General features: G+C 70.6%; 19 protein-coding genes and 2 pseudogenes. 10 read left to right on the top strand and 11 right to left on the bottom strand.

All coding sequences use genetic code 11. The features are described from left to right. Positions 1-8: 8 nt before the first annotated feature. The gene (locus JHD63_RS02130) at positions 9-1,193 is read left to right on the top strand and encodes a pyridoxal phosphate-dependent aminotransferase (protein ID WP_198969012.1); all 1,185 of its coding nucleotides are present in this window, start codon (positions 9-11) and stop codon (positions 1,191-1,193) included. Positions 1,194-1,371: 178 nt separating this feature from the next. Here the strand turns inward: JHD63_RS02130 and JHD63_RS02125 are convergent, their stop codons facing one another. Continuing rightward, on the bottom strand, positions 1,372-2,727 hold the full coding sequence (locus JHD63_RS02125) for a 3-deoxy-D-manno-octulosonic acid transferase (RefSeq protein WP_198969011.1): 1,356 nt from the start codon (positions 2,725-2,727) through the stop codon (positions 1,372-1,374). 20 nt (positions 2,728-2,747) lie between these two features. Next, positions 2,748-4,130, bottom strand: a complete 1,383-nt coding sequence (locus tag JHD63_RS02120) for a phosphomannomutase/phosphoglucomutase (protein ID WP_198969010.1) — start codon at positions 4,128-4,130, stop codon at positions 2,748-2,750. Between the two features lie 156 nt (positions 4,131-4,286). Here JHD63_RS02120 and JHD63_RS02115 point away from each other — a divergent pair, with 156 nt between their 5' ends. Genes JHD63_RS02115 through JHD63_RS02105 form a run of 3 tightly spaced genes read left to right on the top strand, consistent with a single transcriptional unit; the run spans position 4,287 to position 7,295 of the window. Beyond that, positions 4,287-5,801, top strand: coding sequence for a DNA-3-methyladenine glycosylase 2 family protein (locus JHD63_RS02115; protein ID WP_198969009.1), 1,515 nt, complete (start codon positions 4,287-4,289; stop codon positions 5,799-5,801). Positions 5,802-5,859: 58 nt separating this feature from the next. Continuing rightward, positions 5,860-6,390: a methylated-DNA--[protein]-cysteine S-methyltransferase gene (locus tag JHD63_RS02110; protein ID WP_198969008.1), complete on the top strand. Its 531-nt coding sequence runs from the start codon at positions 5,860-5,862 to the stop codon at positions 6,388-6,390. Then, the gene (locus tag JHD63_RS02105) at positions 6,387-7,295 is read left to right on the top strand and encodes a DMT family transporter (RefSeq protein ID WP_198969007.1); all 909 of its coding nucleotides are present in this window, start codon (positions 6,387-6,389) and stop codon (positions 7,293-7,295) included. The genes JHD63_RS02110 and JHD63_RS02105 overlap by 4 nt, the downstream gene beginning before the upstream one ends. 161 nt (positions 7,296-7,456) lie before the next feature. On the opposite strand, the gene JHD63_RS02100 is transcribed toward JHD63_RS02105, so the two are convergent. The 5 genes from JHD63_RS02100 to JHD63_RS02080 form a co-directional block, all read right to left on the bottom strand. Further along, the gene (locus JHD63_RS02100; protein WP_198969006.1) at positions 7,457-8,425 is read right to left on the bottom strand and encodes a ferritin-like domain-containing protein; all 969 of its coding nucleotides are present in this window, start codon (positions 8,423-8,425) and stop codon (positions 7,457-7,459) included. Positions 8,426-8,605: 180 nt separating this feature from the next. Then, positions 8,606-9,295: a DUF1345 domain-containing protein gene (locus tag JHD63_RS02095; RefSeq protein WP_370590375.1), complete on the bottom strand. Its 690-nt coding sequence runs from the start codon at positions 9,293-9,295 to the stop codon at positions 8,606-8,608. A 9-nt stretch (positions 9,296-9,304) separates the two neighbouring features. After that, positions 9,305-9,610 (bottom strand): NIPSNAP family protein, encoded by a 306-nt coding sequence (locus JHD63_RS02090; RefSeq protein ID WP_198969005.1) that lies wholly within the window; start codon positions 9,608-9,610, stop codon positions 9,305-9,307. Between the two features lie 51 nt (positions 9,611-9,661). Beyond that, positions 9,662-11,572, bottom strand: coding sequence for a propionate--CoA ligase (locus JHD63_RS02085; protein ID WP_198969004.1), 1,911 nt, complete (start codon positions 11,570-11,572; stop codon positions 9,662-9,664). Between the two features lie 57 nt (positions 11,573-11,629). Beyond that, entirely contained in the window at positions 11,630-12,904 is a 1,275-nt protein-coding gene (locus JHD63_RS02080; protein WP_198969003.1) for an acyltransferase family protein, read from the bottom strand. Between the two features lie 154 nt (positions 12,905-13,058). On the opposite strand from JHD63_RS02080, the gene JHD63_RS02075 reads away from it, so the two are divergent. After that, positions 13,059-13,994 carry a LytTR family DNA-binding domain-containing protein gene (locus JHD63_RS02075; protein ID WP_198969002.1) on the top strand — a complete coding sequence of 312 codons (936 nt, stop codon included), beginning with the start codon at positions 13,059-13,061 and terminating at the stop codon, positions 13,992-13,994. A gap of 45 nt (positions 13,995-14,039) precedes the next feature. On the opposite strand, the gene JHD63_RS02070 is transcribed toward JHD63_RS02075, so the two are convergent. Both JHD63_RS02070 and JHD63_RS02065 read right to left on the bottom strand, forming a co-directional pair. Further along, the gene (locus JHD63_RS02070; protein WP_198969001.1) at positions 14,040-14,645 is read right to left on the bottom strand and encodes an isochorismatase family protein; all 606 of its coding nucleotides are present in this window, start codon (positions 14,643-14,645) and stop codon (positions 14,040-14,042) included. Positions 14,646-14,702: 57 nt separating this feature from the next. Next, positions 14,703-15,839, bottom strand: coding sequence for a PQQ-dependent sugar dehydrogenase (locus JHD63_RS02065; RefSeq protein WP_198969000.1), 1,137 nt, complete (start codon positions 15,837-15,839; stop codon positions 14,703-14,705). A 115-nt stretch (positions 15,840-15,954) separates the two neighbouring features. Between JHD63_RS02065 and JHD63_RS02060 the strand changes: the two genes are divergently transcribed. The 3 genes from JHD63_RS02060 (at position 15,955) to JHD63_RS02050 (ending at position 17,775) form a co-directional block, all read left to right on the top strand. Then, positions 15,955-16,509, top strand: coding sequence for a C40 family peptidase (locus JHD63_RS02060; RefSeq protein WP_198968999.1), 555 nt, complete (start codon positions 15,955-15,957; stop codon positions 16,507-16,509). A gap of 89 nt (positions 16,510-16,598) precedes the next feature. After that, positions 16,599-16,949 carry a VOC family protein gene (locus JHD63_RS02055; RefSeq protein WP_198968998.1) on the top strand — a complete coding sequence of 117 codons (351 nt, stop codon included), beginning with the start codon at positions 16,599-16,601 and terminating at the stop codon, positions 16,947-16,949. 124 nt (positions 16,950-17,073) lie between these two features. Beyond that, a complete protein-coding gene (locus JHD63_RS02050) occupies positions 17,074-17,775 on the top strand; it encodes a hypothetical protein (RefSeq protein ID WP_198968997.1) in 702 nt (233 codons plus the stop codon). A 3-nt stretch (positions 17,776-17,778) separates the two neighbouring features. Here the strand turns inward: JHD63_RS02050 and JHD63_RS02045 are convergent, their stop codons facing one another. Further along, on the bottom strand, positions 17,779-18,720 hold the full coding sequence (locus JHD63_RS02045; protein WP_198968996.1) for a class I SAM-dependent methyltransferase: 942 nt from the start codon (positions 18,718-18,720) through the stop codon (positions 17,779-17,781). Positions 18,721-18,876: 156 nt separating this feature from the next. On the opposite strand from JHD63_RS02045, the pseudogene JHD63_RS02040 reads away from it, so the two are divergent. Both JHD63_RS02040 and JHD63_RS02035 read left to right on the top strand, forming a co-directional pair. After that, positions 18,877-19,414 (top strand): annotated as a pseudogene (locus JHD63_RS02040) (cation:dicarboxylate symporter family transporter); the annotation flags it as partial. Beyond that, the gene (locus tag JHD63_RS02035) at positions 19,318-19,998 is read left to right on the top strand and encodes a GntR family transcriptional regulator (RefSeq protein ID WP_198968995.1); all 681 of its coding nucleotides are present in this window, start codon (positions 19,318-19,320) and stop codon (positions 19,996-19,998) included. The pseudogene JHD63_RS02040 and the gene JHD63_RS02035, both read left to right, overlap by 97 nt. A gap of 32 nt (positions 19,999-20,030) precedes the next feature. Here the strand turns inward: JHD63_RS02035 and JHD63_RS02030 are convergent. Next, positions 20,031-20,479: pseudogene (locus tag JHD63_RS02030) on the bottom strand (dihydrolipoyl dehydrogenase); the annotation flags it as partial.

Here is a 20,479-nt window from a genome sequence, read left to right as displayed (position 1 = left end):
CCGACACGATGTCCGCCCTGCCCTCCGCTCCGGCCTCCAATGCGGCCGCGACCCCGCACCTCGCCACCAAGCTGCCCGGCGTGGGCACGACCATCTTCTCCGTGATGTCGGCCCTGGCGGCCGAGACCGGCGCGGTCAACCTGGGCCAGGGCTTCCCCGACTTCGACTGCGACCCGCGCCTGGTGCAGGCGGTGGCGGACGCCATGCGCGCCGGCGCCAACCAGTACCCGCCGATGGCCGGGGTGCCGGCGCTGCGCGAGGCGGTGTCGGCCAAGATCGAGGCGCTGCACGGCCACCGCTACAGCGCGGCCACCGAAATCACCGTCACCGCCGGCGCCACCCAGGCCATCCTCACCGCCATCCTGGCGGTGGTGCGGCCGGGCGACGAGGTGATCGTGCTCGAACCCTGCTACGACAGCTACGTGCCCAACGTCGAGCTGGCCGGCGGCACCGTGGTGCGCGTGCCGCTCACGCCCGGCAGCTTCCGCCCGGACTTCGCCCGGATCGCCGCGGCCACCACGCCGCGCACGCGCGCCCTGATCGCCAACACCCCGCACAACCCCAGCGCCACCGTCTGGACGCGGGACGAAATGCTGCAACTGCAGGCGCTGCTGGCCCCGACCGACGTGCTGCTGATCAGCGACGAGGTCTACGAGCACATGGTGTTCGAGGGCGAGCACCACAGCGCCGCGCGCTTCCCCGGCCTGGCGGCGCGGGCCTTCGTGGTGTCGAGCTTTGGCAAGACCTTCCACGTCACGGGCTGGAAGGTCGGCACCGTGGCGGCGCCGGCGCGCCTGATGGAGGAGTTCCGCAAGGTCCACCAGTTCAACGTGTTCACCGTCAACACGCCGATGCAGGTGGGCCTGGCCGAGTACCTGCAAGACCCGTCGCCCTACCGGGAACTGCCGGCCTTCTACCGCGCCAAGCGCGACCTGTTCCGCGCGGGCCTGGCCGCCACGCGCCTGCGGCTGCTGCCCAGCGAGGGCAGCTACTTCCAGTGCGTGGACATCACCGCCGTGAGCGATCTTTCAGAAGCCGACTTCTGCCAATGGCTCACGCGCACCCACGGCGTGGCCGCGATCCCGCTGTCGGCCTTCTACGGCGACGGCACCGACCAGCGCGTGGTGCGTTTCTGCTTCGCCAAGAAGGACGAGACGCTGCACGCCGCGCTGGAGCGGCTGGCGCGGCTCTAAGGCAACGCTGAACAAGCCCCTCGCGTGTCGCGCATCCCTGCCGTGGGCGGTCTGCGGCGTTGCAAATCCTCGCCATGGCGGCGGCCATGGCTGCGGTTTGCGCCTTGCATCCCATCCCACACCAGGGCGCGCGCCAGCGCGGGGACTTGTTCAGCGTCGCCCTAAGACTTGCCAACTTTCATTCGACGCGCTGCGGGCCGCCCAGCAGCGCCAGCGCCGCTTCCGCCGTGCGCGCCGCTGCGCCGCGGTGAGCGGCGGCGAAGGCGGTGGCGGCTTCTGCGGCGGCCTGGCGGCGTGCGGGGTCCTGCGCCAGTCGCGTGGCCTGCAGCACCGCCTCTGCCATGTCCGCCACCCGCACGGCCGCGCCCGCGGCTTCGGCCTGGGTGGCGGCGTCCGCGAAGTTGAAGGTGGACGGCCCCATCACCACCGGGCAGCCGCAGGCCGCCGCCTCGATCAGGTTCTGGCCGCCCAGCGGCGCGAAGCTGCCGCCGAGCAGCGCCACGTCGGCCATGCCGTAGTAGGCGGCCATCTCGCCCAGCGAGTCGCCCAGCCAGACGGCGCCGGACGGCGGCGGCACGCCGTCCTGCCAAGCGCTGCGGCGCGAGACGGCGATGCCGTGCTCCCGCAGCAGGCGCTCGACCGCGTCGAAGCGCTGCGGGTGGCGCGGCACCAGCAGCCACTGCGCTATGTTATTGATAGCTGATAGCCCAGGTACTACCTGGGCTGCAGCCACTTTTTCTTCAAAAACCCGCACCGCTTCCAGCCACAGCGCCTCTTCGCCCTCGCGGGCGCTGGCCAGCAGCAGCACCGGCCGGCCGTCCTGCGCGCGCAGTTGCCGGCCGCGCGCCCATTGGGCGGCGTCGGGCCGGGCGTCGAACTTGAGGTTGCCGAACACGCCCTGCACCGGCGCGCCGAGCGCGCGCAGGCGTTCGGCGTCGTCGGCATGCTGCGCCCAGACGGCGGCCAGCCCGCCATAGGCCGCGCGGGACAGCACGGCCAGCCGCTCGGCCCGGCGCAGCGAGCGCGCATTGAGGCGGGCATTGGCCAGCGCCAGCGGCACGCCCTGGGCACGGCAGCCGGCCACCAGGTTGGGCCAGACCTCGGTTTCCATCAGCAGGCCCAGCGCGGGCCGGAAGGTGCGCAGAAAGCGCCGCACCGCGGCCGGCGTGTCCCAGGGCTGCCAGACCTGCCGGTCGCCCGGCTGCAGCAGGCGCAGGCCCTCGGCGCGACCGGTGGCGGTGCCGTGGGTCAGCAGCAGGCGCAGGCCGGGCAGGCGCTCGCGCAGTGCGGCGACGAGCACCGCCGCCGCGCGCGTCTCGCCGAGCGAGACGGCATGCACCCAGATGATGGGGCCCGGCCCGGCCGCCGCCCAGCCGCGCAAGGCGGCGTCGTAGTGCCCGAAGCGCTCTTCTACCGCCTCGCCGTAGCCGGGTTCGGCGGCGGCGCGCCGGCGCAGCTTGCGGCGCAGCAGCGGCTGGGCGAGCCACATCCCGGCCGAATAGGCGGCGCGGGCCAGCGGGCCGGTCAGGCGCATCGCGGCAGCGGGCGGCGCGTTCAGTGCGCCGCGGCACCCACCTGCGCGTCGGGCTTCACGCTCTTGAGCAGGGCCAGCATGGCGGCTTCGATGCGGTGCAGGGACTCCTGCGTGTGGCCCTCGAAGCGCAGCACCAGCACCGGCGTGGTGTTGGAGGCGCGGATCAGGCCGAAGCCGTCCGGCCAGTCCACGCGCACGCCGTCGATGGTCGATACCTTGGCCGGCGCGTCGAATTTGGCCGTCTCGATCAGCTTCTGCACCAGCAGGTGCGGCTCGCCCTCGGCGCAGCTCACGTTGAGTTCGGGCGTGGAGAAGCTGGTGGGCAGCGCGTTGAGCACGGCGCTGGCGTTGGGATGCTGGCTCAGGATTTCCAGCAGGCGGCAGCCGGCGTAGGTGCCGTCGTCGAAGCCGTACCAGCGCTCCTTGAAGAAGATGTGGCCGCTCATCTCGCCGCCCAGCGGCGAGCCGGTCTCGCGCATCTTGGCCTTGATCAGCGAATGGCCGGTCTTGAACATGGTGGCCTTGCCGCCGGCCGCCTCGATGGCGGGCGCCAGGCGCTGGGTGCACTTGACGTCGAAGATGATCTCGCCGCCCGGCACGCGGCCGAGCACGTCCTGCGCGAACAGCATCATCTGGCGGTCGGGGAAGATGTTCTGCCCGTCCTTGGTGACGATGCCCAGCCGGTCGCCGTCGCCGTCGAAGGCCAGGCCCAGCTCGGCGTCGGTGGACTGCAGCGCGGCGATCACGTCCTTCAGGTTCTCGGGCTTGCTCGGGTCGGGGTGGTGGTTGGGGAAGTGGCCGTCGACCTCGCTGTGCAGCTCGATCACCTCGCAGCCGATGGCGCGGAACACCGCAGGTGCGGAGGCGCCGGCAATGCCGTTGCCCGAATCCACCACCACCTTGACCGGGCGGCCCAGCTGGATGTCGCCGGCGATGCGCCGGAGGTAGGCGTCGAACACGTCCACCTGGCGCACGCTGCCGCCGGGCCGCGCGGGCGCGCTGCCGGCGTCCATGGTGCGGCGCAGGCCCTGGATTTCTTCGCCGTAGATGGCCTTGCCGGCCAGCACCATCTTGAAGCCGTTGTAGTCCTTCGGGTTGTGGCTGCCGGTGACCTGGATGCCGCTGTGGCACAGCGTGCTGGCCGCGAAGTACAGCATGGGCGTGGTGACCGCGCCGACGTCGATCACCTCGACGCCCGCGGCCACCAGGCCTTCGATCAGCGCCTGGCTCAGCGCCGGGCCGCTCAGCCGGCCGTCCCGGCCCACGGCGACGGCGCGCTCGCCCAGCGCCAGCGCGGCCGCGCCGAAGGCCCGGCCCAGGGCGCGGGCCACGGCTTGGTCGAGGGTGGCCGGCACGATGCCGCGGATGTCATAGGCCTTGAAGATGGACGGGGCGAAGGGCATGGAGCGTTTCCGTGAGGCAAGGGCGTGAATGGGGCGGAACTGCGGGCATTGTAGGCAGCGCAGTTTCGGCGGCCGTGCCGTGGGCGACGCAGGGCGCGCCGGGCATGGGTCCGGAAACGTCGCCTGCCGGACCCCGGCCGTGCCTATCATGCGTCCATGCGCCCCGCTGCCCCACCGCCCGATGCCGACGCCTGCTACCGCGCGCTGCTGGCGCGGGACGCGCGCTTCGACGGCCGCTTCTTCACCGCCGTGACCTCCACCGGCATCTACTGCCGGCCGGTGTGCCGGGTGCGCACGCCGCTGCGCGCCAACTGCCGCTTCTTCCTGCATGCGGCGCAGGCCGAGCAGGCGGGCTTTCGCCCCTGCCTGCGCTGCCGCCCGGAGCTGGCCCCGGCCGACGTCGCCTGGTCGACCCAGGACGCGGCCGCCATCCTGGCGCAGGAGGCCGCGCGCCGGCTCGACGACCCGGCCTGCTGGCGCGCCGACGGCGCGGCGCAAGGCACGCCGGTGGCCCGGCTGGCGGCGCGCCTGGGCATCAGCGACCGGCACCTGCGCCGGGTGTTCGAGGCTCAGTTCGGCGTGTCGCCGCTGCAGTACCTGCAGACGCGCCGGCTGCTCGCCGCCAAGCAACTGCTGACCGACACCGCGCTGCCGGTGGCCGGCGTGGCCGAGGCCAGCGGCTTCGGCAGCCTGCGCCGGCTGCAGGCCGCCTTCGGCTCGCGCTACGGCCTGAGCCCGGCGGCGCTGCGGCGCGCCGGCGCCACGGGCGGCGGGACGGGCGGGGCCGTGGTGCGGCTGGCCTACCGGCCGCCCTACGCGGTCGAGGGCACGCTGGAATTCCTGCGCCGCCGCGCGCTGGCCGGCGTCGAGGCGGTGCAGGGTGCGGCGGACGGCGCGGGCCCGCGCTTCGTGCGCGCGCTGGCCGTGGGCGGCAGCGCCGGCTGGCTGCAACTGCACTTCGACCCCGAGCGCTGCCATGCGGTGCTGCGCGTGTCCGACACCCTCTGCCCTGCCCTGCCGGCGCTGATCCGCCAGGTGCGCGCCTGGTTCGACCTGGACGCCGACCCGGCCGCCATCGATGCCGTGCTGCAGCCGCACTTCCCGGGCATGGAGGGCTGGCGCGTGCCGGGCGGCGCCAGCGGCTTCGAACTGGCGGTGCGCGCCGTGCTGGGCCAGCAGATCACGGTGGCCGCGGCGCGCACGCTGGGCTCGCGGCTGGTGCGGCGTTTCGGCACGCCCGTGGCGACGCCCTTCGAGGGCATCGACCGTCTGTTTCCCACGCCCGAGGTGCTGGCCACGGCCGAGGGCGACGCGCTGGGCGCGCTCGGCATCGTGCGCCAGCGCCAGGTGGCGATCGTGGCGCTGGCGCGCGCCGTGGCCGAAGGCCATCTGGCGCTGGAGCCCGGCAGCCCGCCCGCGCCGGCCGTCGCGCGGCTACTCACTCTGCCCGGCATCGGCGACTGGACCGCGCAGTACATCGCCATGCGCGCGCTGCGCTGGCCCGACGCCTTCCCGGCCGGCGACGTGGCGCTGCAGCAGGCCCTGGGCGTGCGCGGCCTGCCGCACCCGGCGCGCGCCGCGCAGGCCGCCTCCCAGGCCTGGCGGCCCTGGCGCAGCTATGCGGTGCTGCGGGCCTGGCACGCGCCGCCGGCCCCTCGGAATGCTACATAAACAATAGCTAAAAGCCCAGGTGAATCCTGGGCAAAACCCCTAAAATACTCGGAAAATCATGCACTACGCTCCTGACACCGTTCAACGCCGCTGGAGCAGCCCGCTCGGCGCCGCCCGCCTGGCCGCCACGCCGCGCGGCCTGGCCGGGTTCTGGTTCGAGCACCAGCGCCACTGGCCGGCGGCCCTGCTGGACGGCCCGCCGCCGCTGGCGGAGCACCCCTGCGCCCATCCGGTGCTGGACGCCGCCGAACAGCAACTGGCCGAGTATTTCGCCGGCCGGCGCGATCACTTCACCGTGCCGCTGGAGCTGCCGCGCGCCACTCCCTTCCAGCACGCGGTCTGGCAGGCGCTGCGGGCCGTGCCGCATGGCCGCACCAGCAGCTATGGCGCCCTGGCCGAGCGCATCGGCCGGCCGGCGGCGGTGCGGGCCGTGGGCGCGGCGGTGGGGCGCAACCCGGTGTCCATCATCGTGCCGTGCCACCGCGTCCTGGGCAGCGGCGGCGGGCTGACCGGCTATGCCGGCGGGCTGGAGCGCAAGGCGGCGCTGCTGGCGCTGGAGGGCGCGCAGGCCGCGCGGGCCATCGCATGAGCAGCGCCACCAGCGCCATCGCCACCAAAGTCCAACCGCAGCCCTGGCTGCTCGACTTCCTGCTGCTCGCGGCGATCTGGGGCAGCTCCTTCCTGTTCATGCGCTGGGGCGCGGCCGAGTTCGGGCCGGTCACCACCGCCGGCCTGCGCGTGTCGGTGGCCGCGCTGGTGCTGCTGCCGCTGCTGCTCGCGCGCGGCATGGGCGGGATGCTGCGGCGGCACTGGCGGGTGTTGCTGGCGGCAGGATTGATCAACTCGGCCATCCCGTTCGCGTTGTTCTCTTACGCGGTGCTGTCGATCACCACCGGCCTGGCCTCGATCCTGAACGCCACGGTGCCGCTGTTCGGTGCGGTGGTGGCCTGGGCCTGGCTGGGCGACCGGCTCGGCTGGCTGCGCTGGTGCGGGCTGGCCACCGGCTTTGCCGGCGTGGTGCTGCTGGCCAGCGGCAGCACCAGCCTGCACACCGGCAGCAGCGGCCTGTGGGCGGTGCTGGCCTGCCTGGGCGCCTCGTGCTGCTACGGCCTGGCCGCGAGCTTCGCCAAGCGGCACCTGGCCGGCATACCGCCGGTGGTGACCGCCACCGGCAGCCAGATCGGCGCGGCGCTCGGCCTTGCCGTGCCGGCCATCTGGTGCTGGCCCGCGCGCATGCCCGGCCCGCGCGCCTGGGCCGCGGTGCTGGCGATTGCGGTGCTGTGCACGGCGCTGGCGTACCTGCTGTACTTCCGCCTGATCGAACGCGCCGGCCCGAGCCGCGCGCTGGCCGTGACCTTCCTGGCGCCGGTCTTCGCGCTCGGCTACGGCGCGGCGCTGCTCGGCGAGCCAGTCACGGCCTGGATGCTTGGCAGCGGCGCGGTCATCATGGCCGGCACCCTGCTGTCCACCGGACTGGTGCGGCTGCGGCGTTAGGGCAACGCTGAACAAGTCCCTCGCGTGTCGCGCATCCCTGCTGTGGGCGGTCTGCGGCGTTGCAAATCCTCGCCATAGCTGCGGCTATGGCTGCGGTTTGCGCCTTGCATCCCATCCCACACCAGGGCGCGCGCCACCACGCGGACTTATTCAGCGTTGCCTTAGACGTAGGCGCTGCTGAGCACCAGGTTGCCGTTCAGCCCTGAAGGGAAGAAGCCGCCCCTGCTCACCGCGCCCGGATTCAGGTAGACGATGTTGAGCACATCGCCCGGCGTGCGGCTGTAGGCGATGCCGTTGGCGTCCAGCGGCACGATGTTGGCCGTGGTGCTGGTGCCGGAGATGCCCTGGTCGTCGCTGCCGGAGTTGTCCAGCCTGTCGCGCGCCGCGGAAATCGCATCGGCCGAGGTGCGCAGGGCCGGCGTATTGAGCCCCTTCGCGTACAGCACCGTGCGCACCAGCCCTGCATGGTAGGCCTCGGCGGCCAGGATGCCGGCGGCCGCCTCGAGGTAGGTCTTGTTCTGGATCAGCGGCGAGGCGCCCTTGTAGGCGGTGACGCCCACGTCCTCGAAGATGAAGGCGCCGAGCAGGAAGTTCTCGTCGCTCGCATACGGGTCGAAGATCTGGCCCGGGCCGATCAGCCCCGCTGCGCGCGCGGCGGTGGAGAAGGCGCCGTTGGGGTCCTGGTAGCCGACGTCGATCGCCGGCTGTGCCACGGCAGAGCTGCCCAGCGCCGAGCGCAGGAAGCGCACGTGGTCGGCCTCGTCCTTGGCGATCTCGTTGGCATAGGCCGATACCACCGGGTCCTTGAAGCTGACCGCATGGCCGGGAATCACGCCGCCCTGGGTGCCGGTGCCCGTGAGCTGGGCCGCTGGCAGGCCGGTGCCCGACACTGCGTACTGGTAGAACTGGGCCTCCAGGTACTCCAGGTTCAGCGCGAAGTTCAGGATCTCGACGTCCGTCGGCGCGCTCTGCCCGATGGCGTTGCCCGAGCCTCCTCCGCAGGCCGTCAAGATCGCCCCGCCGGCCATGCCGGCAGCGAAACCGCCGGTCTTTCGGAAGAACTGGCGGCGCTCGCTGAGCCGGTCGGCGCGGCGCTGCAGAACGGCGGTGATGGTGGGCTCCTGGATCATGGGGTGCTCCTTGGTATATGGCAGTGGGGGCCGCGGCAACTCCGGCGGAGATGCCACGTAAAGGCGCGAGGAGCCCGTGCATCGAATGGGCACGGACAGCAACGCATCTTCACGTGGCTTTACGCGGGCTTCAGGAACCCGGATGCGCCCCCCATGTAGGACAAGCGCCCGACCAGACGCCTACTGGAACGAGGACGCCGCGATGTTCACGCCCAGCGCCAGCAGCACCATGTTGAACGCGAAGGACAGCAGGCCGTGCGTGGTGCTGAGCCTGCGCATCGCGCGCGAGGTGATCTGCACGTCGGACACCTGCGAGGTCATGCCGATGACCACCGAGTAGTAGAGAAAGTCGAAATAGTCCGGGTCCTGCGCGCCGGGGAAATCCAGGCCGGCCATTTCGGTCTTGTCCGCCTCGCTGGCATCCTCCCCCGCGCGCGCTTCGTGCTGGTAGTAGAGGTGGGCATAGCGGAACGCGAACAGCACGTGGATCCAGAACCACGACACTACCAGCGCGAGCAGCGCCAGCAGCAGATGGGCCGAGCGCTGCTGCGGCGGCAGGCCGTGGCTTTGCAGCAGCAGCGAGCTGATGGCCGCCACGCTCGCGCACAGCGCCACCACCATCGCCAGGAACAGCACCACCGCCGACTGGTCCTGCGCGGTGGCGCGTGCGCGGATGCGCTCCACGTCAAAGCTGCTGGCAAGTTGCCAGGCCAGCACCAGGTCCACCACGCCGGCGCAGACCCAGGCCAGCAGGCTGTGCGCGGCCGGCTTCAGGGGCAGCGGCACCAGGGCCACCAATACGCCGGCCAGGGCGGCGTAGGCCAGGCGCTGGGGGCCGGTGGTTTCGGCGAAGTGGTGGCGCAGGCCCACGGCGCGCCCCTACTCGAACACCGGCCGGAAGAACGTGCGCTCGTAGCTGAGGAAGCAGCGCGTCTCCTGCGCATACCGGAACGCCGCCTGGCATTCGGGATCGTCGAAGGATCTGGTCCGGTACTCCTCATAGGCCGCGAGCGACGGGAAGGAGAAGGAGGCCAGCGCGATGTTGCTCGCGCCTTCCGAGGGCAGCAGGTAGCCGTGGTGGATGCCGCCGAACTTCCTCACGAGCGGGATCCAGAGCCGGCCGTAGTGCTCGAACTCCTTGATCCTGGCCGGATCGAGGACGTAGCGAAGGTGGCAGGTGATCATGCGCGGCGGCTCCGTGGTTGAGCCCTGGATGGTACCGGAGCCCCCTCGCCTTCAGCCCTGCACCCGCGCGGCGACCGCGTCGCGCACCTGCTGCAGCGCCGCCGGGTCCTCCAGCGTAGTCAGGTCGCCGGTGTCGCGGCCTTCGCACACGGCCTGGATGGCGCGGCGCAGCAGCTTGCCGCTGCGGGTCTTGGGCAGCAGGCCGACGAAGACCACGCGCGCGGGCCGGGCGAGCGCGCCCAGTTGCGCATCGACGCGGGCCATGACCTCGGCTTCCAGCCGCTGCGCGGTGGCGGCGTCGGTACACGCCGCGGCGTCGCGCGGCACGACGATGGCCACGGCCACCTGGCCTTTCACGGCATCGGCCACGCCCACCACGGCCACCTCGGCCACGCCGGCGTGGCCGGAGACGGCCTCCTCGATCTCGCGCGTGCCCAGCCGGTGCCCGGCCACGTTGATCACGTCATCCGTGCGGCCGAGGATGTAGAAGTAGCCGTCCTCGTCCCGCACGCCCCAGTCGAAGGTGCTGTAGCGCAGCGGGCCGGGCAGGCTCTGCCAGTAGGTCTTGACGAAGCGCGCGTCGTCGCGCCAGACGGTCTGCATGCAGCCTGGCGGCAGCGGCCCTTCGATGGCCAGCACGCCCTTTCGCTGCGCACCGGTCAGCTCCTCGCCGGTGCTCTCGTCGATCAGCTTGACGTCATAGCCATACATGGCGAAGCCCGGGCTGCCCAGGCGCGAGGGGGTCTTCTGCACGCCATTGGCGATGGTCAGGATCGGCCAGCCGGATTCGGTCTGCCAGTAGTTGTCGACCACGGGCACCTTCAGCGCATCGGCCACCCAGCGCGCGGTGGGCTCGTCCAGCGGCTCGCCGGCCAGCCACAGGCCCTGCAGGCTGGACAGGTCGTAGCGCGACAGCCAGGCCGGGTCCTGCTTGCGCAGCACGCGGATGGCGGTCGGCGCCGAGAACATGTGCGTGACCCGGTACTGCTCGACCAGCCGCCACCATGCGCCCGGGTCCGGCCGTATCGGCAGGCCTTCGTAGAGGATGGTGGCCATGCCGTGGATCAGCGGCGCATAGACGATGTAGCTGTGGCCCACCACCCAGCCGATGTCGCTGGTGCAGAAGAAGGTCTGGCCCGGCTGCGCGCCGAAGATGTGGCGCATGCTGGCGGCCAGCGCCACCGCGTAGCCGCCGGTGTCGCGCTGCACCCCCTTGGGTTTGCCGGTGGTGCCGCTGGTGTAGAGCGTGTAGCTCGGGTGGGTGGCATCGACCCAGGCGCAGGGCACCTGGGCGTCGAAGAACAGTTCGCGCATGTCGCGCCAGAGGTGGTCGCGGCCGGCCACGATGTCCATCGGCGCAAGCCCGCGGTCGGCCAGCAGCACGTGCGCCGGCTGGTGGCGCGCCAGGCGCAGTGCCTCGTCCAGCAGGGGCTTGTAGGGGATCACCCGGCCGCCGCGCGAGCCGGCGTCGGCGCTGACCACGACCCTGGGCTCGGCGTCGTCGATGCGGGTGGCCAGCGAGCCCGCCGCGAAGCCGCCGAACACCACCGAGTGCAGCGCGCCTATGCGCGCGCAGGCCAGCATGGCGAACACCGCCTCGGCCATCATCGGCATGTAGACCAGCACCCGGTCGCCCTGCCGCACGCCCAGCGTCTGCAGCACCGCGGCCATGCGCTGCACCTCGGCGTGCAGTTCGGCGAAGCTGTAGGTTTTCTCGGTGCCGGTCTCGGTCGATACCGCGATCAGCGCGGGCTGCGCGGCCCGCTGCGGCAGGTGGCGGTCCAGCGCGTTGTGGCACAGGCTGGTGGTGCCGCCGGCAAACCAGCGCGCGAAGGGCGGGCTGCGGTAGTCGCAGATCTCGCCCGGCGGCGTCTGCCAGTCGATCAGGCGGGCCTGCTCGGCCCAGAAGGCCTCGCGCTGTTCCAGCGAGCGGCGGTGGAACTGGCGGTAGTCATCGGTCATGTCGTCTCCTGGGCGCTCCGGCCCGGCCGGAGTCTTTCTGTGGGATTTCCAGGCGCATTATGGGAAGTGGTCTTGCGCCGCGCTGACGAGGGCGTCCGGTCCTTCATTTTTTCTGTGCGCCGGCTCTGCCATGGCGACGGATGCGGAACGCTTTGCGGACGCCCCGCGCCGCAGTTTCAGGCCGAACAGCGGGCGCAGCCAGTTGCTGCGGCGGATCAATCCGTCGTTCAACACCCAGCAGCCGAGGAGCGTCAGTGTCACCAGCAGCGCGGGCTCCAGCACCGGGCCCAGTGCCAGCGGCGCAAGCAGCGTCACGCCGAAGATGATCAGCGTCTGGTGCAGCACGTACCAAGGATAGACCGACTCGTTGGCCCAGCGCAGCCATGGCCACGGGCGGTTCAGGTGGCGATGGCCGTGGCCCAGGATGGCCGCGACTGCCAGCCACATGTAGAGCGTGCGCATTGCGTCTGCCAGCAGGCCGCAGACCATGCCCTTGGCGCCGAAGCGCAGCGCGATACAGGAGCCGATCAGCGCGGCCACCAGCGCCAGCGACACCCGGCGCAGCCGTTCCAGTTCTTGCCAGACCCCGGCATCCACGCCCATCCAGTAGCCGTAGAGGAACATCGTGCAGTAGAGCCCGTGCAGGTAGTAGTCGCGCACCAGGTTGTGGGTGGGCGGAAAACGCGAGGCCAGCAGCAGCGTCCAGGCGAGCAATGGCAGGACGGGCAGCAGCAACAGCTTCCAGCCCCGCAGCCCGTTGAAGCGCTGGCGTAGCCACCGGCCGGCGCGCGAACGCCACAACGGCAGCGTCAGCGCGATCATCGCCGTGTAGGCAAACAGGTAGGGCAAGTACCAGAGATGGTTCCAGGTAATGCCGAACCCGGCTCCGTCGAACGCCTTGCGCGGCCACGGTTCGGCCATGGACAGATAGCGCAGCAGGAAGGTGCCGAAGCCCGGCGCCACAAGCCCGTTGGCCACGCCCTGCGCATAGGCCTGGTACGGCACGACCACCGCCATGCCGAACGCCAGCGGCAGCAGCAGCCGCACGCTACGGTTGCGCAACAGGCTCCAGGCGCCCTGGCCGCGGCTCAGGAAGCCGAGCGAAACGCCCGAGATCAGGAACACCAGGTCCATGCGCCAGAGGTTGACGATCTGCATCGGCCACTGCAGCCATTGGGCCGCATGCGGGCTCTTCAGGTGGTAGTGCCAGCCCGCCACGTACACCATGCCCACGTGGTAGAGGATCAGGAGCAGGAAGGCCAGCGCACGCAGGGCGTCGATGTCGTGGCGGCGATGGACGGGATGGCTGGCAGGGGCAGCGGCGGTGCGCATGGCAGACTCGCGGAAGCAGAGAAGCCACGATGCTCGGGCGCGCGGATCATGTGCGATCCGCCTGGGGGCCGATCCGCCCCCGCTTTGTGACGAGCGGCGGCCCGGCGGGACGAAATGGTCCAGCGCCTGGGCGGTTGTCGCGAGAATTCCAGCCATGGGAACAACGCGCAAGAACCTCTACGAACGCTACGAACCTATCCGCTCCTACGTGGAGGCGGGCTTCTGGATCATGCTGATGACGCTGCAGGCCGCGTTCGGCACGGTGGTCGGGTTCATCGACGCCAGCCACCGCGCCGCGCCGCATGCCCTCTGGGAGATCGCCACCTGGGAGATATCGAGCCACCTGGTGCTGCTGCTACTCGTGCCTGCGCTGGTGCTCGTCGAACGATGGCTGGCGCCGCTGGCGCGCAAGCATGTAGCGCGCTGGCTGGCCTGGCATGTGGCGGCCAGCGTGGTTTTCAGCGTGGTCCATGTGGCGGCGATGTTCGGTTTGCGCGCGCTGGCCTACGCCATGGCCGGCGCGCACTACGACTTCGGCGGCTGGGTCGCCCAATGGGGCTATGAGTACCTGAAGGACGTGCGCTCCTACGTCTCGATGATCTTCGGAATCTGGGTCTACCGGCGGTTCATGCTGCGGCTGCAGGGGGAGGCACGGGTGCTCGACGCGCCCGAGGAGGGCGCGGCAGGACCGGCTCCGGCTTTGGCGGAAACGGCGGTGTGCGACGCTTCGAGGAAGGAGACGCTGCCGCCGCCGGCCGCCACCCGCCCCGAGCGCTTCCTCGTGCGCAAGCTGCGCCGCGAATTCCTCATCGCCGCTACCGACATCGACTGGCTGCAGGCCGAGGGCAATTATGTCGGGCTGCACGTCAACGGCCACGACTATCTGCTGCGCGCCACGCTGACCGACTTCCTGACCCAGCTCGACCCTACCCGCTTCGTGCGCGTGCATCGCAGCCACGCGGTGAACCTGGAATGCATCAAGGAAATCGAGCCGCTGGACGGCGGCGACGCCCGGCTGCACATGCACGACGGCAGCACCGTCCCGTGCAGCCGACGCTATCGGAACGCGCTGCGCGCCAGTGCCGGCTGAGTTTCCCGGGGAATCACCCGCCAGGCGGCCGGTTCCGGCGCGGCTTCATCTGATCAAGGCATGCACCGCCTTGAAGTCCGGGTGCTCGGCGGTGCGCAGCCATTCGAACAGCACCATCTCGGTGGTCATGAGTTCAACGCCGGCGCCGGCCAGGCGGTCGAAGGCGGCGTCCCGGTTGCGCTCGGTGCGCGAGCCGCAGGCGTCGGTCACGACCCAGACCTCGAACTCGTCCTCCAGCAGGTCGAGCGCGGTCTGCAGCAGGCAGACGTGGGCCTCGCAGCCGGCCAGCACGATGGCGTTGCGGCCCGGTGCCGGTTCTGCGGGCTTTTGCAGGTGGCGCGGCAGGCTGCGGGCATTGCCGCCCTGCTGCGCGCGGGCCGGCGGGCGCAGCCACTCCCCCAGGCCTTCTTCGCAGGCGCTGAAATGCATCTTGGCCAGAATGCGCCGGCAGCGCCCGCGCCATTCGGCCGGGTTGGGGCCCAGGCGCGACGGGTTCTGCTCGGTTCCCCAGAGCGGCACATCCAGCATCTGGGCCGCGTCGGCCAGCCGGCGCGCATTCGCCAGCACCGCGGCGGCATCGTGGATGGCGGGCATCAGGCGTTCCTGGTAGTCCACCAGTACCAGTTGGGATTCGGAGGCGTCGAGCAGCATCGGGATTCAGGTCTTTCGTTGGAGGGTGAGATTACACCGCACCCGTGGCAAGGCGTATCACCGCTCCAGCCGCAGCAGCCGGCCGCGCGGGCTGTCGGTGAGCAGGTAGAGCCAGCCGTCGGGCCCCTGCCGAACGTCACGGATGCGTTCCTCCAGGCCCTCCAGCAGCTTGTGCTCGGACACCACCTTGCCCTCACCCAGCACGATGCGGTCGAGGTAGCGGAACTTGAGCGAGCCCACGAAGAGATTGCCGCGCCAGTCCGCCCCATAGCGGTCGCTGGTGAGAAAGGCCATGCCCGAGGGCGCGATCGACGGCACCCAGTAGTGCAGCGGCTGCTCCATGCCGGCCTGGGCGGTGATGCCCTCGCCGATCGGGCCGCCACCGTAGTTCTCGCCGTAGGTGATGACCGGCCAGCCATAGTTGCGCCCGGGCTGCGGCAGGTTGACCTCGTCGCCGCCCTGCGGGCCGTGCTCGTGCGTCCAGAGCCGCCCGTCCGGCCCCAAGGTGGCGCCCTGCATGTTGCGGTGGCCGTAGCTCCAGATCTCCGGCAGCGCGCCGACACGGCCGACGAAGGGGTTGTCGGCCGGCGCCGCGCCGTCCTTGGTGATGCGCACCACCTTGCCCAGGTGGTTGTCGAGCTTCTGCGCGTCCTCCTTGCGCGAGTAGCGCTCGCCCAGCGTCAGCCACAGCGCGCCGTCGCGGCCCTCGACGATGCGGCAGCCGAAATGCAACTGGCTCGCCACCAGCGGCTGCTGCCGGAAGATCACCTTCACGCCCTCCAGCCGCGCCCCGTCGGCAGACAGCCGGGCCCGCGCCAACGCCGTGCGGTTGCCTGTCGGGCCGGCTTCTGAGAAACAGAAGAACAGCGTTCGATTGGCGGCAAAGCCGCCGTCGAGCGCCACGTCGAGCAGACCACCCTGCCCGCGCGCATCCACGGAAGGCACGCCTTCGACCGGCGGCCCCACCCCGCCCGCGGCACTCACCACCCGCAGGCGCCCCGGCCGCTCCGTCACGAGGAAATTGCCATCGGGCAGAAAGGCCACGGCCCAGGGCCAGGAGAGGCCCTCGGCGACCGTCACCGCTCGCACGGCCTGGGCCGCGCAGGTCCATGGGATCCCCAGGAAAGCTACCGTCAACACCGCTGCAGCGAACCCCGAGCGGCGCAATGAAAAACCGAAAGTAAAGATGGGCATGGTGTCGAGCCAGTAAGGGTCCAGTCAGGCCAATTGGACTTTCACAGCAAAATCAAAGACTTGGGTCTGTGACCCCGCTTGACGCAGGGCGAATCGCCCGGTAGTCTCCGCCTCCATGCCTAAAGTGCTCTGCGTTCTTCTGCTTGCTTTTGTTACCGCCGCGAACGCTGGTCCCGCGGGCTCTGCTCCCCGGGATGAGCTAGACAAATTCCTCAATGACCGTGGCCTGCTCTCCCATCTGCAGTCCGTCCAGCACCAGGTCACTGATCGAGCCTCCGAGTTGGTGGTGCATGCCATGGGCTTCCTGGGCGTTCCCTACCGCCGCGGTGGCGACAGTGCCGAAACCGGCTTCGATTGCAGCGGCTTCGTTCGCGCCATCTACGAGCAAACCGTCGGGCAATTGCTGCCCCGCCGCGCCAACGAACAGGCCGCGGCCACGGAGAAGATCGACAAATCCGACCTCCAGCCGGGCGACCTGGTGTTCTTCAACACCATGCGCCGCGCCTTCAGCCATGTCGGCATCTATGTGGGCGACGGCAAGTTCATCCACTCGCCCAAGCCTGGCGCCCAGGTGCGTGTGGAAGACATTGGCGTCGCCTACTGGAAGCGCCGCTTCGACGGCGCTCGCCGGGTCCTGCAGGATGCCGAAGGAGTGCCGCAGCCGCACTGACACCCCCGCACCGGCCGCTAAACGCTAAACATGACCCCGCATCTGCGGGGTTTTTGCTTTCTGCCTCTTTGCCATCGAAAGCCGTCGCCGTGAAAGTCCAACGCATCCTCGCCAACGTCGCGACACCCGATCCCGCTCGCGCTGCCACCTTCTACCAGCAGGTGCTCGGCCTCGACCTGCTCATGGACCACGGATGGATCCAGACCTACGGCTCGCAAGCGCAAATGACGGTGCAGTTGAGCTTCGCATCCGAAGGCGGCTCTGACGCGCCGTTGCCCGACCTGTCGATCGAGGTGGACGACGTCGACGCAGCCCTCGAGCGCATGAGGGCTGCGGGCTTTGCCATCGAATACGGACCCGCGGACGAACCCTGGGGCGTACGCCGCTTCTACGTGCGCGATCCCTTCGGCAAGCTCGTGAACATCCTCGCGCACATCTGAAGGATGCTGTCTCCGTAGAAGCTCGTCGGACAGCCGTCGTGCGCCACCGTCTGGGGCCCCGGCGGCCGCCGGCCTATCATGCGGCGTCGGCACTTTCCCGCGCGGCCCCGCCGTTCGATCCTCCATGCGCAACATGCTCGACTTCAGCTCCTGGCACGCCCTGTTCACGACCGCGGTGGGGGTGCTGCTGGCTTCGCTGCTCTTGGTGGGCCTGCGGCTGGTTTTCATGCAGACCATCCAGCGGCGCCGCGAGCGGGAGAACCGCCAGATCAACGAGCGGCTGAAGACGCTGATCAGCGCCTACAAGACCCTGGGCGGCTCTTTCACCGGGCGGTTGCAGGTAAGCCCGACCCACAGGCGCGAGCTGCCGAACCCGGACCTGGAGGCGCGGCCGGACGCCGCGTCCGTGCCCTCCGCGGCCACGCTTGCGAGCAGCGAGCGCCAGCGCCGCACGCGCGATGCCGTCGAGGCCGCGCTCTCGGACGTGATCCTGCTCGGCACCGAGGAGCAGGTGCAGCTCGCCGCGCAGATCGCGCGCGACATGGTCGCCGGCCGCAGCATCGAGACCGCCGAACTCGTGGTGTCGCTGCGGCAGTTCATTCGCGCCGCGCTGGACCTGGCCCCGCTACCGGCCAGCGTGCTGGTGCCCGGGCAGGGGCCGCTGCGGCCTGCCGGCGGCGGGGGCGCCACGGACAGGCGCAGCGGGCCAGCCACGGGCACTGAAGGCTCAGGCGTCAGGGCAGGCGGCGCCACGGGCGGTGGCGGCGCGGGCGGCGGAATGCAGGTCTTGCCCGGCGATCTCCGGGACGACCAGGGCGCGCGGTAGCGCTCAGATGGCGTCGGCCATCCGGTACACCAGCACCTTCAGCGCCCGCGCATCCGACACGTCCGCGAAGGCCGCCGGATTGGCGACACGCTCCACGAACGACAGCCCCGGCGCCAGCTCCCGCATCTGGTCCTGCAGGAAATCCAGGCCCAGTTCCGGCGCGTTCAGGCACAGCAGGGCATGCCCGCCGGGTGCCAGCAGGTCTGGCAGACGGCGCATCAGCCGCGCGTAGTCCTTGGTGGCGACGAAGCTGCCCTTCTGGTAGCTGGGCGGGTCGGCGATCACCAGATCGTACGGGCCGCCGCGGGTGATCCTGCCCCAGGACTTGAAGATGTCGTGGGCCAGAAAGCTGGCGCCGCCGGCAAGGCCGTTGAGCCGGTGGTTCTGCTGGCCGATGGTGATGGCGCCCTGGCTCATGTCCATGTTGAGCACCTGCCGGGCGCCGGCCTGCAGCGCCACCACCGAGAAGGCGCAGGTGTAGGCGAACAGGTTGAGCACCTTGGCGCCGCGCGGCTCCCGCGCCTTGCGGGCCGCCACATGCTCGCGCACCCAGCGCCGGCCCTGGGCCATGTCGAGGAACAGGCCGTGGTTCTGGCCCTTCAGCACGTGGATGCGAAAGCGCGCGCCCTGCTCGGTCACCACATGCGGGTCGGGCACGCTGCCGGCGATCAGCCGGGTGTCGGGGTGGCGCTCGTGCCGGCACTGGAAGACCCAGTTCAGCGGCTGTCCCGGCGCGAGCTGTTGCCAGCGCGCGGCCAGCGCCGCGCCGACGGCCGCGAGCGCATCGTCGTCGGCCGGCTGGAAGCTGGTCAGCACGAACACCGGAGGAAAAACGTCCAGCGCCCAGTGCTCGCACCCTGGGAACAGGCCGCCTCGGCCATGGAAGATGCGCCGGGCGTCGGTCGGGATGTCCATCCGGGCGATGGCGTTGAGCAAGGCTTGCATTGGCGTGGCACGCGAGGCGTGGGTCAGAAATTCAAGGAAAAAAGCGGTGCAGCCCAGACATTATCTAGGGTTACAGCTATCAATTCAGTAGCAGATGGACTTCGGCGCAAGTGTACTTGCGCTGCGGGGCACGATGCGGTCGCCTGCATGCGCGGAAAGCTGCTGCGCTACCTGCGCGAAGAGCTGGCCACCGTGTTCGCCACCACATCGTCGGACAGCGTGCTGCCGCAGATCATGGCCAAGCTGCGCCGCATGGGCATTTGCGATTCGACGGTGGGGCTGGTGATTCCGACGGGCTACTCGTTCAACCTCGACGCGTTCTCGATCTACATCACGCTGGCCGCGGTGTTCATCGCGCAGGCCACCAACACCCCCATCTCGATGGCGGACCTGCTCACCATCCTGGCGATCGCGCTGGTCACCTCCAAAGGCGCGCACGGCGTGCCGGGCTCGGCCATCGTGGTGCTGGCGGCCACGCTGCATGCCATTCCGGCGATCCCGGCCATCGGCCTGGTGCTGTCGGTGGACTGGTTCATGGGCATCGCGCGCGCTGGGCAACCTGATCGACAACTGCGTGGCCACGGTGGCCATCGCCGCGTGGGAAGGCGACATCGACCGCGAACGCGCCTCGCGCAGAAGCTCGAACCGGGCGAGCGGCTCGGCGAGCAGGCCCTGGCCGAGAATTTCTCGGTGAGCCGCACCATGGTGCGCGAGGCGCTCATGCAGTTGCAGGCGCGCGGCTTCGTCGAAGTGCAGTCGCGCCGCGGCTGGTACGTGGTCCAGCCTTCGGCCGAGGAAGCGCGCGATGCCTTCTCGGCGCGCCGCATCGTCGAGGCCGGCATCCTGGCCGCCAGCGAGGGCCGGCCGCTGGCCAAGGTGATCCGCAAGCTGCGCGACCACATTGCCGACGAGCAGCGCGCCATCGAAGGCGCCGATGCCGCCACGCGCGCCTTCCTGCTGGCCGACTTTCACGTCTGCCTGGCCGCGCAGATGGGGCACCGCCTGCTGGTCGACGTGCTGCGCGACCTCACGGCGCGCACCACGCTGGCGGCCACGCTCTACCAGTCGAAGCACGAGGCCGGGCAGTCGTGCGCCGAGCATGGCGCCATCGTCGCCGCGCTCGAAGCCGGCGATATGGACAAGGCGCGCCAATTGATGCTCGACCACATCGGCAACGTGGAGCGCGCGCTCGAAGCGGACACCGCCGCCGAACCCGACGCACCCAGCCGGCTGCGCACCACCCTGGCGCCGGTCGCGCTGCCGGGTTCCCGGCGCTGAAACCTGCCGCCGCTCAGCGGCTGGCGCTCGAACTACCTTCTCGCCGGCGGCACATCCGTGCAGCTGCCAAGCGCCACCTCCGCCGCCATGCCAATGCTTTCGCCCAGCGTGGGGTGCGGATGGATGGTCTTGCCGATGTCCACCGCGTCGGCGCCCATTTCGATGGCCAGGGCGATCTCGCCGATCATGTCGCCCGCATGGGTGCCGACGATGCCGCCGCCCAGGATGCGGCCGTGGCCGTGCGCGTCGGGGCCGTCGTCGAACAGCAGCTTGGTGAAGCCTTCGTCGCGCCCGTTGGCAATGGCGCGGCCGGACGCGCTCCAGGGGAACAGGCCCTTGCGGACCTTGATGCCCTGCGCCTTGGCCTGGTCCTCGGTGAGGCCGACCCAGGCCACTTCCGGGTCGGTGTAGGCCACGCTGGGGATCACGCGGGCGTTGAAGGCGGCGCTGGCCAGTTCCTTGTTGCCCTGCAGTTCGCCGG

Origin of the sequence: Xylophilus sp. ASV27 (assembly GCF_016428875.1) — a bacterium.
Classification (GTDB): domain Bacteria; phylum Pseudomonadota; class Gammaproteobacteria; order Burkholderiales; family Burkholderiaceae_C; genus Xylophilus.
This window is presented reverse-complemented; position numbering and strand designations above follow the sequence as displayed.

Bases quoted from the DNA above. Each gene is read 5' to 3' on its own strand.
- JHD63_RS02105 (WP_198969007.1), top strand. From the start codon at position 6,387: ATGAGCAGCGCCACCAGCGCCATCGCCACCAAAGTCCAACCGCAGCCC.
- JHD63_RS02085 (WP_198969004.1), bottom strand. From the start codon at position 11,572: ATGACCGATGACTACCGCCAGTTCCACCGCCGCTCGCTGGAACAGCGC.
- JHD63_RS02080 (WP_198969003.1), bottom strand. From the start codon at position 12,904: ATGCGCACCGCCGCTGCCCCTGCCAGCCATCCCGTCCATCGCCGCCAC.
- JHD63_RS02120 (WP_198969010.1), bottom strand. From the start codon at position 4,130: ATGCCCTTCGCCCCGTCCATCTTCAAGGCCTATGACATCCGCGGCATC.
- JHD63_RS02065 (WP_198969000.1), bottom strand. From the start codon at position 15,839: ATGCCCATCTTTACTTTCGGTTTTTCATTGCGCCGCTCGGGGTTCGCT.
- JHD63_RS02090 (WP_198969005.1), bottom strand. From the start codon at position 9,610: ATGATCACCTGCCACCTTCGCTACGTCCTCGATCCGGCCAGGATCAAG.
- JHD63_RS02100 (WP_198969006.1), bottom strand. From the start codon at position 8,425: ATGATCCAGGAGCCCACCATCACCGCCGTTCTGCAGCGCCGCGCCGAC.
- JHD63_RS02075 (WP_198969002.1), top strand. From the start codon at position 13,059: ATGGGAACAACGCGCAAGAACCTCTACGAACGCTACGAACCTATCCGC.
- JHD63_RS02060 (WP_198968999.1), top strand. From the start codon at position 15,955: ATGCCTAAAGTGCTCTGCGTTCTTCTGCTTGCTTTTGTTACCGCCGCG.
- JHD63_RS02070 (WP_198969001.1), bottom strand. From the start codon at position 14,645: ATGCTGCTCGACGCCTCCGAATCCCAACTGGTACTGGTGGACTACCAG.
- JHD63_RS02050 (WP_198968997.1), top strand. From the start codon at position 17,074: ATGCGCAACATGCTCGACTTCAGCTCCTGGCACGCCCTGTTCACGACC.
- JHD63_RS02045 (WP_198968996.1), bottom strand. From the start codon at position 18,720: ATGCAAGCCTTGCTCAACGCCATCGCCCGGATGGACATCCCGACCGAC.
- JHD63_RS02125 (WP_198969011.1), bottom strand. From the start codon at position 2,727: ATGCGCCTGACCGGCCCGCTGGCCCGCGCCGCCTATTCGGCCGGGATG.
- JHD63_RS02115 (WP_198969009.1), top strand. From the start codon at position 4,287: ATGCGCCCCGCTGCCCCACCGCCCGATGCCGACGCCTGCTACCGCGCG.
- JHD63_RS02130 (WP_198969012.1), top strand. From the start codon at position 9: ATGTCCGCCCTGCCCTCCGCTCCGGCCTCCAATGCGGCCGCGACCCCG.
- JHD63_RS02110 (WP_198969008.1), top strand. From the start codon at position 5,860: ATGCACTACGCTCCTGACACCGTTCAACGCCGCTGGAGCAGCCCGCTC.